The sequence below is a fragment of the Streptococcus sp. ELY_86 genome (genome assembly GCF_058314495.1).
Genome location: NZ_JBZFUK010000003.1, coordinates 184,122 through 197,067, shown reverse-complemented (window position 1 = coordinate 197,067; position 12,946 = coordinate 184,122). Strand labels below are relative to the sequence as shown.

12 protein-coding genes are annotated in these 12,946 nt (G+C 41.8%); all 12 read right to left on the bottom strand.

The window, feature by feature from the left end:
* Window positions 1–61: 61 nt before the first annotated feature.
* The 12 genes from glnA to purR all read right to left on the bottom strand — a co-directional run bounded on the left by glnA (window position 62) and on the right by purR (window position 12,924).
* Complete coding sequence (gene glnA, locus AC4HAN_RS06455; protein WP_491091767.1) at window positions 62–1,405, bottom strand: type I glutamate--ammonia ligase; 1,344 nt, start codon at window positions 1,403–1,405, stop codon at window positions 62–64.
* Window positions 1,406–1,452: 47 nt separating this feature from the next.
* Window positions 1,453–1,824 carry a MerR family transcriptional regulator gene (locus AC4HAN_RS06450; RefSeq protein WP_491091766.1) on the bottom strand — a complete coding sequence of 124 codons (372 nt, stop codon included), beginning with the start codon at window positions 1,822–1,824 and terminating at the stop codon, window positions 1,453–1,455.
* A gap of 88 nt (window positions 1,825–1,912) precedes the next feature.
* Entirely contained in the window at window positions 1,913–2,431 is a 519-nt protein-coding gene (locus AC4HAN_RS06445; RefSeq protein ID WP_491091816.1) for an FUSC family protein, read from the bottom strand.
* A 393-nt stretch (window positions 2,432–2,824) separates the two neighbouring features.
* Window positions 2,825–4,021, bottom strand: coding sequence for a phosphoglycerate kinase (locus tag AC4HAN_RS06440; RefSeq protein WP_491091765.1), 1,197 nt, complete (start codon window positions 4,019–4,021; stop codon window positions 2,825–2,827).
* A gap of 217 nt (window positions 4,022–4,238) precedes the next feature.
* A complete protein-coding gene (locus tag AC4HAN_RS06435; protein WP_491091764.1) occupies window positions 4,239–5,081 on the bottom strand; it encodes an aldo/keto reductase in 843 nt (280 codons plus the stop codon).
* Between the two features lie 14 nt (window positions 5,082–5,095).
* The gene (locus AC4HAN_RS06430) at window positions 5,096–6,292 is read right to left on the bottom strand and encodes an iron-containing alcohol dehydrogenase (protein ID WP_491091763.1); all 1,197 of its coding nucleotides are present in this window, start codon (window positions 6,290–6,292) and stop codon (window positions 5,096–5,098) included.
* Between the two features lie 13 nt (window positions 6,293–6,305).
* A complete protein-coding gene (locus tag AC4HAN_RS06425; protein WP_491091815.1) occupies window positions 6,306–6,965 on the bottom strand; it encodes a GntR family transcriptional regulator in 660 nt (219 codons plus the stop codon).
* A gap of 207 nt (window positions 6,966–7,172) precedes the next feature.
* On the bottom strand, window positions 7,173–8,186 hold the full coding sequence (gap, locus tag AC4HAN_RS06420) for a type I glyceraldehyde-3-phosphate dehydrogenase (RefSeq protein WP_491091762.1): 1,014 nt from the start codon (window positions 8,184–8,186) through the stop codon (window positions 7,173–7,175).
* Between the two features lie 241 nt (window positions 8,187–8,427).
* On the bottom strand, window positions 8,428–10,509 hold the full coding sequence (fusA, locus tag AC4HAN_RS06415; protein ID WP_491091761.1) for an elongation factor G: 2,082 nt from the start codon (window positions 10,507–10,509) through the stop codon (window positions 8,428–8,430).
* A gap of 311 nt (window positions 10,510–10,820) precedes the next feature.
* Complete coding sequence (rpsG, locus tag AC4HAN_RS06410; RefSeq protein ID WP_027975824.1) at window positions 10,821–11,291, bottom strand: 30S ribosomal protein S7; 471 nt, start codon at window positions 11,289–11,291, stop codon at window positions 10,821–10,823.
* Between the two features lie 17 nt (window positions 11,292–11,308).
* The gene (gene rpsL / locus AC4HAN_RS06405) at window positions 11,309–11,722 is read right to left on the bottom strand and encodes a 30S ribosomal protein S12 (RefSeq protein ID WP_057489967.1); all 414 of its coding nucleotides are present in this window, start codon (window positions 11,720–11,722) and stop codon (window positions 11,309–11,311) included.
* 386 nt (window positions 11,723–12,108) lie between these two features.
* A complete protein-coding gene (gene purR, locus AC4HAN_RS06400) occupies window positions 12,109–12,924 on the bottom strand; it encodes a pur operon repressor (protein ID WP_491091760.1) in 816 nt (271 codons plus the stop codon).
* Between the last annotated feature and the right edge of the window lie 22 nt (window positions 12,925–12,946).

Here is a 12,946-nt window from a genome sequence, read left to right as displayed (position 1 = left end):
TGACATTTCCCGCAAAAAAAGCCAGAAATACTCACTCTGGCTTTTAATATATGGTTTTTTCTTAATAAAGATCAAGGTAATTATCTACTTCCCACTGTGAAACAAAGGCCGCATAGCTTGACCATTCAATACGTTTTGCTTCTAAGAAGTTGACATAAATGTGCTCACCGAGAGCTGCTTTCACGACTTCATCTTCCTGCAGAGCCTTGAGGGCGTTGTGAAGAGTTGACGGAAGATCGAGTATCCCTGCTTCTTTACGCTCCTCAGCCGTCATGATATAAATATTAGATTCAACAGGTGCCGGTGCTTCAATTTTATTTTCAATACCATCAAGACCTGATTCCAAAAGCACAGCAAGCGCTAAGTATGGATTGGCTGTCGGATCAACTGAACGCAGTTCCAAACGTGTGCTGACTCCGCGCGATGCAGGAACACGAATCAAAGGCGAGCGGTTGCGTCCGGCCCAAGCGATATAAACTGGTGCTTCATAACCGGGAACCAAACGCTTGTAGGAATTAACCGTCGGATTCATGATAGCCGTGTAGCTGTAAGCATGCCTCATCAAACCGCCCAAGAAATAATAAGCATCCTGTGACAGCTGCATGCCGCGCGGATCATTCGGATCAAAGAAAGCATTGCCGTCTTTACCAAACAAAGACATATTGCAATGCATACCGGATCCTGCGATACCGTATTTTGGCTTAGCCATAAAGGTAGCATAGAGTCCGTGTTTACGAGCAATCGTTTTAACAACTAATTTAAAGAGCTGAATTTTATCACAAGCAGTTAAGACATCGGCATACTTAAAGTCAATTTCATGCTGTCCGACAGCCACTTCGTGATGGCTGGCTTCGACTTCAAAGCCCATCTTGGTCAGAACATTTACAATTTCACGGCGTGTATTATCGGCAAGATCGGTCGGCGCCAAATCAAAATAGCCGCCCTTGTCATTGACCTCAGTTGTCGGATTGCCGAGATTGTCCATTTTGAAGAGGAAAAATTCCGGTTCCGGTCCCAGGTTAAATGATTTATAACCAATTTCTTCCATGTGGTGCAGCGCTTTTTTAAGATTACCGCGCGGATCACCCGGGAAAGGTTCACCTTCTGATGTGTAAATATCACAAATAAGACCAGCAACAGCACCGTTTTCATCTCCCCAAGGAAAGACGGTCCACGTATTCAAATCCGGATAAAGATACATATCAGATTCATTGATACGGACAAATCCCTCAATTGAAGAGCCATCAAACATTGCCTTATTTGAAAGTATTTTTTCTAGTTGTTCGTCAGTAGCTGGAATCTCCACATTCTTCATAGTTCCCAAAATGTCGGTAAACATTAAGCGAAGGAAGGTAACATTTTTCTCTTTAACTTCACGACGAATGTCAGCTGCTGTGATTGCCATAAAGGCCTCCTTTTAAATATGAAATAAAAATTATGCTACGCATGCCACTACATACGTAAACCGCCAAGGGGTTGCGTCGGGTTGGAAAAGCGACCCTGATTTCGGAGTTCATCATGCAAGATACGGCGAACGTCCGCATCCGTAAGAGTCTTCTTTTTCTTCAAAGCCCTGTCTTTACGATCAGCATATTCTTTCTTAATAGCTGCAATATTTAAGCCTTCATCTAAGAAATCCTTAATTTCAAGCAAAGTATCCATATCATTTAAAGAATAAAGCCGACGATTGCCCGAACTACGATCTGGTGTCAGCAGCCCTTGATCTTCATAATATCGAATTTGACGAGCCGTCAAATCTGTTAATTTCATAACGGTACCAATAGGAAACACTGCCATTGACCGTCTCAGTTCTTTTTCTTTCACGATTTCCCTCCTTTCATTGTCTATTATATTCTGAAAATAAAAGAGTGTCAACCCTTATGTCATATTTTCTGACACAAAAAAACTGAAATCAGCTTTTCTCTTTGAAAAATATCTCCCGCAGCTTGTCAATATCTGTGTTTACCGCGGTAGCAATGAAAACTCCCACAAAAGTTTCTGCTATTCTGGCACAAACATAAAAAATCGTTTCATCTTTGGGAATAGAAAGGGTAATGATAAGTAAGGCTGCAACACCGCCGATAATTCCTGTTTTATTATTCATGGCAACATTGGTCATAATTGTTAACATGGTAAAAATAGGAACAAAAATAAGTGTCACCCAAAACTGATAATGCAGCATACCGTTCAGCAAGAAAAAAATCATTGAATAAAAACCGCCGATACTGTTCCCTACAATTCTCGATGTTCCGAAGTGAACACTTTTATCAAAATCCTCACGCAGGCTGAAAACAGCCGTTAAAGTCCCGATTTGAAGTCCTTCCCAGCCAAAAAAATGAAATAAGAGAAGAACTAAAAAGACTGCGGCTCCAGTCTTTATAGTGCGCATGCCCAGTTTAAAGTTATTCGTTTCAAATTTATAAGACCTCAAAAGGTGCTTAAGCTTATTCATAGGTTCATTCACCATCATTTTATGATTTGAAAGATTAACGGGAGTTTACCAGTCAGCCTGCATGAGATGCAGATAGCTTCCCAGAGCCTTCTCCAGATTAATTTTCTCTTTCATTTTACCATATTATAGGGGCTTCAGCCATCTGCTTCTGATTTCAATACGGCAGAAAAATGCCTGACTTCAGCTGAAACAAGCTTAAAATCACAAGCGGCTGTTAGAGGTCAGATTGAGTCAGCTTATCTGTCAGTGCTGCCAAACTCGAAAGTCTTTTCCCGTGCTGCTGTCTTACACTCACTATCCTTCAAAAATCTACGAATGCACAAAAAAGAGGCAATGAGCCTCTTTTTCTAATCGTCTTTAAAAAACGAAAGCCTATTTTTCTGTAAGCGCTGCTAAACCTGGCAACACTTTACCTTCAAGGAGTTCCATTGACGCGCCACCGCCTGTTGAAATCCATGAGAATTTATCTGCACGGCCAAGGTTGATAGCTGCAGCAGCTGAGTCACCGCCGCCGATGATTGATTTAACGCCTGGCTGTTTCACGATAGCATCCATGACACCAATTGTACCAGCTTGGAAGTCAGGATTTTCAAAGACACCCATAGGACCATTCCAAACAACTGTTTTGGCACCAGTCAATTCTTCATCGAACTTAGCAATAGATTTAGGGCCGATATCAAGACCGAGGAACCCCGAATCAATAGCTTCACCTTCAGTATCACGCACTTCAGTGTAGTCAGCAAATGCGTTTGCTTCTTTAGAGTCAACCGGCAGGATCAATTTGCCATTTGATTTTTCAAGAAGAGCCTTAGCAATATCCAATTTGTCTTCTTCAACAAGTGAATCACCGATTTCAATTCCTTGAGCCTTAAGGAATGTATAGGTCATACCGCCGCCGATAAGAACTTTGTCGGCTTTTTCAAGAAGATTTTCAATAACACCGATCTTATCTGAAACTTTTGAACCACCGAGAATAGCGATGAATGGACGGACTGGGTTGTCAACAGCTTCTTGAATATAAGCAATTTCGTTTTCAAGAAGGAAACCGGCAACTGCTTTTTCAACGTTTGCTGAGATACCGACGTTTGATGCGTGAGCACGGTGAGCTGTACCAAAGGCATCATTTACGAAGATACCGTCGCCAAGGCTGGCCCAGTATTTACCAAGTTCCGGATCATTTTTTGATTCTTTCTTGCCGTCAACATCTTCAAAACGAGTGTTTTCAACCAAGAGAACCTGTCCGTCTTCCAAAGCATTGATAGCAGCTTCCAATTCAGCACCGCGTGTGCTGCCTGGGAAAACAACATCCTGACCTAATTTAGCAGCCAAATCCTTAGCTACAGGAGCAAGTGATTTACCTTCCTTGTCAGCTTCTTCTTTCACACGTCCAAGGTGAGAAAACAGCACGGCACGGCCGCCGTGCTCAATGATATACTTAATAGTAGGGAGAGCCGCAGTAATACGGTTATCATTAGTGATAACGCCATCTTTCAAAGGTACATTAAAGTCAACGCGAACGAGAACTTTTTTACCTTTTAAATCAACGTCTTTAACAGTCAATTTAGCCATGAATGTAGACTCCTTAAAAAATTTTTATACATGCTAATTATATCACAAATTTTCCCAAAGTGGAATCCGTAAAGCCGTTTCATTTCTTAATTTGCAAAATAAAATGTCATTCTCACAGCAAAGACCTGCAGGCATAAAAAAAGAGTAAGGGCATAAAACATTGAAGAGATATGCCTTACTCTTTTGCGGAACAAACAGCTGATTGCAGCTGTTTTAATTAGAAGTTAACCTGATCAGGATTTTGCTGGGTTTTAAGTCCCTCAAGCTTGTCTAATTTGCTGACATCTTCTTCGTCCAAATCAAAGTCAAAGATATGCAGATTAGCTTCAATATTTTTAGGAGTCACCGATTTTGGCAGAGGCAGGAATCCTTTTTGCAGCGACCAGCGCAGAGCCACTTGGGCAACTGACTTATCATATTTATCAGCAATTTCTTCCACCACCGGATTGCCAAAGATTGTTCCGGTTCCCAGCGGACTGTAAGCTTCTAAAAGGATATCATTGTCTCTGCAAAAAGCAACTAATTCTTCCTGAACACAGCCCGGGGCTAAAAGCACTTGATTGACATGCGGCTTAACTTCAGCTGTTTCAAACAGTGCTTCCAAGTGATGAATCATAAAGTTTGAGACACCAATTGCACGAACTTTTCCTGCTTGATAAGCTTCTTCCATAGCCTTCCAAGCACCGGCATTCCCAGCTTTCCAAGCGTCATTCTCCCGCAAAGCTTTAGGATTAGGCCAGTGAATCAAAAGGAGATCTAAATAATCAACACCAAGTTTTTCAAGCGATTCGTCAATAGAAGCTTTAGCCAGTTCATAATCATGTTTGTCATTCCAAACCTTTGTTGTTAAAAAGATATCTGAACGCGCTATACCGCTGTCTGCAATTGCTTTTCCGACACTGACCTCATTGCCGTATGCCTGTGCAGTGTCTACATGACGGTAGCCTACTTTAAGAGCATGACGAACACTGTTATAAGCCTCATCGCCATCAGGAATCTGCCAAGTTCCAAAACCAATCTTTGGGATTTCAACACCATTATTTAAAGTATAAACTTCCATATTTCTCCTCCATTTTAAAATGTTTCCATTGGATTGTAAGATGCTTTGATAATTTCTTTCACATCATCCACTGTTAAATTAACGAAGCGATTGCTGGACAGACCGCCATGCAGAACTGCCTGTTCGCTCATTTCCGAGAGTAAATCCTGATTTTCAATTCCTACTTCTGGCAAGGTCATCGGTATTTCAAGCTGTTCCTTGAAGAACTCATACGTTTTTTGAACCGCCTGTCGGGCTAATTCTTCATCATTTCCCTTGGTTAATCCCCAGACATTACGGGCATAGGCTGCAAATTTTGCATGCGTCGTGCTGTCTTTATCAAGGCAAAATCTCATCCAGCGCGGAGTCAAAATGGCAAGTCCGATACCATGTGTAATATCATAGTAGGCCGACAATTCATGCTCTATCGGGTGGCAGCTCCAGCCGCCCGTGCGGCCTTGTCCGACTAAACCATTCAGCGCAAGCGTTGAACTCCAAAATAGATTTGCCCGTGCGTCATAATTTTCCGGCTCTTGAATAGCAACCGGTGCATGCTTGATAATCGTTTTCAGCAGTCCTTCTGCAATGCTGTCTTGGACATCAACAGCTTCAGTACGGTTAAAATATTGTTCAAACAGATGGCTCATCATGTCTGCTGCACCGGCAGCTGTCTGCCATTTTGATACAGTATAGGTTAATGTCGGGTCTAAAAATGATGCCTGCGGAATTAAATTCCAGCCGTTCGTTCCTAATTTTTCATTTGTCTCAGGATTAGAAATAACAGCATTGCGGTTCATCTCTGTACCAGTTGCAGCCAAAGTTAAAATATCAACAATAGGTACAGCCTTATCAACCTTGCTTCTGTCTATCACCAAATCCCAAGCATCACCATCATAGTAAACACCGGCAGCAATTACTTTACTAGCATCAACAACAGAACCGCCCCCAACAGCCAAGATAACATCCAGTTGATTTTCCTGAATTAAGCGCACGCCTTGACGGACGGAATCAATTTTAGGATTGGGTTCAATTCCTGATAATTCTACAAAACTAAAACCGGCATCCTTTAGAAGTGTCACAACTTTATCATAGAGACCCGATTTCTTTATAGATCCTCCCCCATAAGCCAGCAAAACACGTTTACCATAAGGAGAAAGTACCTCAGGCAGCTCCTCTAGCCGATCTTTTCCAAAACGAATGTCAGTCGGAATGTGTAAGCGAAAATTTTCCATTGTTCACTCCTTTCTACTGGTTAAACATAACTGTTTCAAAATCAAAAACATCAGGAAGATGATGAGAGATGGAATATTCGAACACACGGCAATTATCCAGACTGCCAACTTGTTCGATTTCCATTAAAAAGTCAGTTTCTGCAAGATTCATCTCTGTTTGCTCCAGTTTGGTGGGACGCACACCAGAAACCTTGACGAAGGCACTGTGTACCTTACGCTTTAGTTCCTTAGTAATATATTCGTAAATGGAGCGCTCAAGATGCTGCCGTTTTAATCCCGGAATAACTGCAATCGGCATAAAGGTATACTCAATGATAATCGGCCGTCCTTCCAAAATACGTAAGCGGATAATCTCATAGACAAAATCATCTGCTGTTAAAGACAGCTTTTCAGCCACAGTCGAAGAAGGATGAGTCACTTCAAACTTCAAAATCCGAGACGTTAATTTATCCTGATAATCATGATAGGTCCCCTTCAAGGAATAGAGATGCGCAAGCTCCTCCACCTTCCAGTCTCTGACAAACGTACCGTCTCCCCTGCGCCGAATAATATAGCCTTCAGCTACAAGCAAATCCAAAGCCCTTTTTAAAGTCATTAAACTGACTCCGTAAGCCTTAGCCAAACTAATGCCGTCAGGCAAATACTCATGAACAGGATAGGTACCATCTTGAATTTTTGAACGAATGTCATGGCAGATACTGAGATATTTAGGTGTTACTTTACCTATAAAATCACCTCCCTTTTATCTATGAAACAGCTTTCTTTTATTATAGCACCAGCTTTTTTAAAAGTCTATAATTTTAAAATAACAGATATAGCTTTTTAATTTTTTTAAACAAAATAAAAAGAAGGCCGGAGCCTTCTTCTTTTACAATCACTTTTATTTAGCGATTTTTGCAAAGTACTCAAGCGTACGAACAAGTTGTGAAGTGTATGACATTTCATTATCATACCAAGAAACAACTTTAACCAATTGTTTGCCGTCAACAGTTTGTACTTTAGTTTGAGTAGCATCGAACAATGAACCAAATGACATACCTACGATATCTGAAGAAACGATTGGATCTTCAGTATAACCGTATGATTCATTTGAAGCTGCTTTCATAGCTGCGTTAACTTCATCAACAGAAACTTCTTTATCAAGAACTGCTACCAATTCAGTAACTGATCCAGTTGGAACAGGAACACGCTGAGCAGCACCGTCAAGTTTTCCGTTCAATTCAGGAATAACAAGACCGATAGCTTTTGCAGCACCTGTTGAGTTAGGAACGATGTTAGCTGCAGCAGCACGCGCACGGCGAAGGTCACCTTTACGGTGTGGTCCGTCAAGAACCATTTGGTCACCAGTGTAAGCGTGGATAGTAGTCATCAAACCTTGTTTTACACCAAAGCTGTCATGCAAAGCTTTTGCCATTGGTGCAAGACAGTTTGTAGTACATGAAGCACCTGAGATAACTGTTTCAGTACCATCAAGCGTATCGTGGTTTGTGTTGAAAACAATTGTTTTTACATCGCTTCCGCCAGGAGCTGTGATAACAACTTTCTTAGCACCGCCGTTAGCATGCAAATGTTTTTCAGCAGCTTCTTTAGTTGCAAAGAAACCAGTTGCTTCAAGAACGATTTCTACACCGTCAGCAGCCCAGTCAATTTTTGTAGGATCAGCTTCAGCAGAAACTTTAACGAATTTGCCGTTAACTTCAAATCCGCCTTCTTTAACTTCAACGTTACCATCGAAGCGACCTTGAGTTGAATCATATTTCAACAAGTGTGCAAGCATATTTGGATCTGTAAGGTCATTGATGCGTGTAACTTCAACACCTTCTACGTTTTGGATACGACGGAAAGCAAGACGTCCGATACGACCGAAACCGTTAATACCAACTTTAACTACCATTAGTGATTTCCTCCTTATGAAAATCAAAAAAATTTATTTTAAAAGGCAGAGCCTTTTAGACAATTGTGAAAAGATTAACTTACACAAGTATAAACCAACCTTTTAACACCCTTATTATATAATTATTTTAAGAAAATTGCAAACGATTTTCCCTAATGAAAAGAAAAAAGGAGAACGAAAAACCAGCCTTTGTCAAGCGGAATTTCGCATTCTCCTTTTTGAATCAAGACTATGAAGCAGCTTAGGCTTGTCCTGCGTTTTTCTTGATGATTTCTTCTTGGACGGATTTTGGAACATCTTCATAGTGGTCAAATACCATCATGAAGGTACCGCGTCCTTGGGATGCTGAACGAAGAACAGTTGCATAACCGAACATTTCAGCAAGCGGAACATAGGCACGCACGATTTGGCTGTTGCCGTGTGCTTCCATACCGTCAACACGGCCGCGGCGGGCAGTAACGTGTCCCATAACATCACCGAGGTTTTCTTCAGGAACTGTGATAGTTACCAGCATCATTGGTTCAAGAATAACCGGCTGTGCTGTTTTAGCTGCTTCCTTAAGTGCAAGTGATGCAGCAATCTTGAAGGCTGTTTCAGATGAGTCGACATCATGGTATGAACCATCATAAAGTTTTGCTTTAATGTCAACCATTGGATAGCCGGCAAGAACACCGTTAGCCATAGACTCTTGAAGACCTTTTTCAACAGCTGGGATGAATTCACGCGGAACGACACCGCCGACGATAGCGTTCTCGAATTCAAATCCTTTACCTTCTTCATTTGGTGTAAATTCAATCCAAACATCACCGAATTGACCTTTACCACCGGATTGACGTTTGAAGAATCCGCGTGCCTGTGTTGGAGCACGGAAAGTTTCGCGGTAAGATACCTGAGGGGCACCAACATTGGCTTCAACCTTGAATTCACGTTTCATACGGTCAACAAGGACATCCAAGTGAAGCTCACCCATACCGGAGATAACTGTTTCACCGGTTTCTGCATTTGTTTCAACACGGAAAGTTGGATCTTCTTCAGCTAATTTTTGCAGAGCGATAGCCATCTTATCTTGGTCAGCCTTAGATTTAGGTTCAACCATCAATTGGATAACCGGTTCCGGAACTTCGATAGATTCTAAGATGACCTTAGCTTTTTCATCTGTCAGTGAATCACCGGTCGTTGTTTCTTTCAAACCAACAGCTGCCGCAATATCACCTGAGTAAACCGTTTCGATTTCGTTACGGCTGTTAGCGTGCATTTGCAGAATACGTCCAATACGTTCACGTTTGCCTTTAGTTGTGTTTAAGACATAAGAACCGCTGTTCAAAACGCCTGAATAAACACGGAAGAAGGTCAGACGTCCCACAAATGGGTCAGTCATAATCTTGAAGGCAAGTGCTGCAAATGGTTCATCATCTGAAGCAGGACGTTCTTCTTCTTCATCTGTATCTGGGTTTACACCTTTGATTGCAGGGATATCAAGCGGACTTGGAAGATAATCAATAACGGCATCCAGCATCATTTGAACACCCTTGTTTTTGAAGGCTGAACCGGCAAGAACAGGGAAGAATTCAACATTGATTGTTGCTTTACGGATAGCAGCCTTTAATTCTGCTTCTGTAATTTCTTCACCTTCAAGATATTTCATCATAAGGTCTTCATCAGTTTCAGCAACTGCTTCAATCAATTTTTCACGGTATTCATTAGCTTGGTCAACATATTCAGCCGGAATATCTTCAATCAGAATGTCTGTACCAAGGTCATTGGTATAGATTTCCGCTTTCATTGTTACCAAATCGATAATTCCTTGGAAATCATCTTCTGCACCGATTGGCAGTTGAATTGGATGAGCATTTGCCTGAAGGCGGTCGTGAAGAGTGCTTACTGAGTAAAGGAAGTCGGCACCGATTTTGTCCATTTTGTTAGCAAATACGATACGCGGAACACCGTATTCAGTTGCTTGACGCCAAACGGTTTCTGTCTGAGGTTCTACACCTGATTGGGCATCAAGAACGGTAACGGCACCGTCAAGAACACGCAGTGAACGTTGAACTTCGATGGTAAAGTCCACGTGCCCCGGGGTGTCGATGATATTAACACGGTGATCATGCCATTGCGCTGTAGTAGCAGCTGACGTGATTGTGATACCGCGTTCTTGCTCTTGTTCCATCCAGTCCATTTGTGAAGCACCTTCGTGGGTTTCACCGATTTTATGGATTTTACCAGTATAGTAAAGAATACGCTCTGTTGTAGTAGTTTTACCGGCATCAACGTGAGCCATGATACCAATATTACGAGTTTTTTCAAGTGAAAATTCGCGAGCCATTATGGTTTTCTCCTATAATCTATAATTTTTGGAAAAAACGGATAGGCAGGGACCTACCCGTTCTCAAGTTTATTATCTTAAATGGGTTGGGACTAAGCATTCGGAAAAAAAGATAATTCTTCCTAGAGCTTGAAAGCTCGGCGTCACATTTCCTATTTTTTCCAGAATTTTCTTAACGTCCTTACATCCTGTTCTTAGTTGAATTTTAGCTACAAATGTCTGCCAAAAAGATAAAATTTCCTAGAAACTGAAGTTTCTGCGTCAATTTTCCTATTTCGGCTAGCATTTGTTTAACGCTAAAATATCCTGTCTTACCAGCGGAAGTGTGCGAAGGCACGGTTAGCTTCTGCCATACGGTGTGTGTCTTCACGTCTCTTAACAGATGCACCAGTGTTGTTTGAAGCATCTAAGATTTCTTTGGCAAGACGGTCTTTCATTGTATGCTCACCACGGGCACGTGATGCTGTTACCAGCCAACGAAGACCAAGTGTCGTACGGCGTTCCGGACGCACTTCAACGGGAACTTGGTAGTTAGAACCACCAACACGGCGGGCACGAACTTCAAGGACAGGCATGATATTTTCCATAGCTGTCTCAAAAACTTCGAGGGCATCATTTCCTGTTGCTTCTTTAATTTGTTCAAAAGCTCCATAGACGATACTTGCAGCTGTACCGCGCTTACCATCAAGCATAACGCGATTGATAAGACGTGTTACAAGTTTTGAATTGTACAATGGATCTGGCAATACTTCGCGCTTAGGCGCACGATTTTTACGACTCATTTCTTAATCTCCCTTCCTTATGCTTTAGGCTTTTTAGCACCGTATTTAGAACGGCCTTGTTTACGGTCAGCTACACCTGCGGTATCAAGTGCTCCGCGGACAATATGATAACGCACACCCGGAAGGTCTTTAACACGTCCGCCGCGAATAAGAACAACACTGTGTTCTTGCAGGTTGTGGCCGATACCCGGAATGTAAGCAGTTACTTCAATAAGGTTGCTCAAACGCACACGGGCAAATTTACGAAGGGCTGAGTTAGGTTTTTTAGGTGTCATTGTTCCGACACGGGTAGCAACGCCGCGTTTTTGCGGTGAAGATACATTTGTTTGAACTTTTTTATGGCTGTTATAGCCGATATTCAAAGCCGGTGACTTAGATTTTTCTACTTTAGACTTACGTGGTTTACGTACCAACTGGTTAATTGTAGGCATCTACATTCTCCTGTAAAATTTTTATTTTGGTTGGCATAGCACTTGGTGACAGCCTATGCCTGTGTGTACTTTGCAACATTTGTCAGCACGTCTCTGTACACTTTTGAGAGACCAAAAGTAAAAAGTACCGCTTATCATAATAGCACAGCGGCACTGTTTTGTCAATAGTTTTTTACGGTTCTTAATCCTTTAAATTAAATAATCCAAACAGGATCAGAAAAGCAAAAATTAAGATTTTTTCAAAATCGATTCCAATCCTAATATACTGGTGCAGCAGTGAAACAAAAACAGACAGACAAAAGCCCTGCTCTCAAAGGGCCAGCCTTTTTTACCGCTGCTGGTGAAAAATCAGCAAGTCCTAAATTTATTAATGTCAGCAGCCTGGCCTACTCATCAAAAATATTTCCCAGCTGAACATCAACCCGGTTTTCTTTAACATCAATATCGGTCACTGTCAAAAGAGATTTATAGTTCAAGCGGTCATGCTTTCTTTGGGCATTGTCAGCAAAAACGGCTACACCGACCAGCTCGCAGTCAAATTCACTCAGGAGACTAACCATGCCGCTGACTGTGCCGCCTCCTTTAAGGAAATCATCCACAATCAAAACCCGGCTGTTAGGTTTAAGGCTTCGTTTTGACAGGAACATCTTTTCAATGCGATCGCTGGAACCGGAAGCGTAGTTGACCGATACCGTTGATCCTTCTGTAATTTTTAAATCCCGCCGAACAATGACAAAAGGGACATTGAGAATATTGGCAACAGCATTAGCCAAGGGCACTCCTTTAGTAGCAACCGTCATGACGGTATCAATTTTTTCACCCTTAAAAGCATTGGCAATAATTCGGCCGACATTCTTTAAGATACTGGGGGTACTCAGTAAGTCAGACAGGTAAATATAACCTCCGGGCAAAATCCGATCGCTCTCTGAAAGGCGCTGGCAAAGTTCTTTGGCAATTGCTTTGCCTTCTGCGCCAGAAATGCTCGGCGTAAAAATAACACCGCCATTAGCACCGGTTACCGTCTCAATATGGCCGATACCGCTTTCTGAAAAAGCCTTTTTGATGATGGCAATATCTTCCGAAATAGATGATTTTGCCGCTCCGTATTTTTCTGCAAAGGTGTTAAGACTGGTTAATTGATAGGGATTGTTGACCAGATAATTGGAAATAACAACCATCCGTTCGCTGCGTCGTAATTTCATAAACTCACCATTCATTAGTTTA

Coding starts and splice junctions, on each gene's coding strand:
- glnA (WP_491091767.1), bottom strand. CDS start 1,405: ATGGCAATCACAGCAGCTGACATTCGTCGTGAAGTTAAAGAGAAAAAT.
- AC4HAN_RS06440 (WP_491091765.1), bottom strand. CDS start 4,021: ATGGCTAAATTGACTGTTAAAGACGTTGATTTAAAAGGTAAAAAAGTT.
- AC4HAN_RS06435 (WP_491091764.1), bottom strand. CDS start 5,081: ATGGAAGTTTATACTTTAAATAATGGTGTTGAAATCCCAAAGATTGGT.
- AC4HAN_RS06430 (WP_491091763.1), bottom strand. CDS start 6,292: ATGGAAAATTTTCGCTTACACATTCCGACTGACATTCGTTTTGGAAAA.
- gap (WP_491091762.1), bottom strand. CDS start 8,186: ATGGTAGTTAAAGTTGGTATTAACGGTTTCGGTCGTATCGGACGTCTT.
- fusA (WP_491091761.1), bottom strand. CDS start 10,509: ATGGCTCGCGAATTTTCACTTGAAAAAACTCGTAATATTGGTATCATG.
- rpsG (WP_027975824.1), bottom strand. CDS start 11,291: ATGAGTCGTAAAAATCGTGCGCCTAAGCGCGAAGTATTGCCAGATCCA.
- rpsL (WP_057489967.1), bottom strand. CDS start 11,722: ATGCCTACAATTAACCAGTTGGTACGTAAACCACGTAAGTCTAAAGTA.
- purR (WP_491091760.1), bottom strand. CDS start 12,924: ATGAAATTACGACGCAGCGAACGGATGGTTGTTATTTCCAATTATCTG.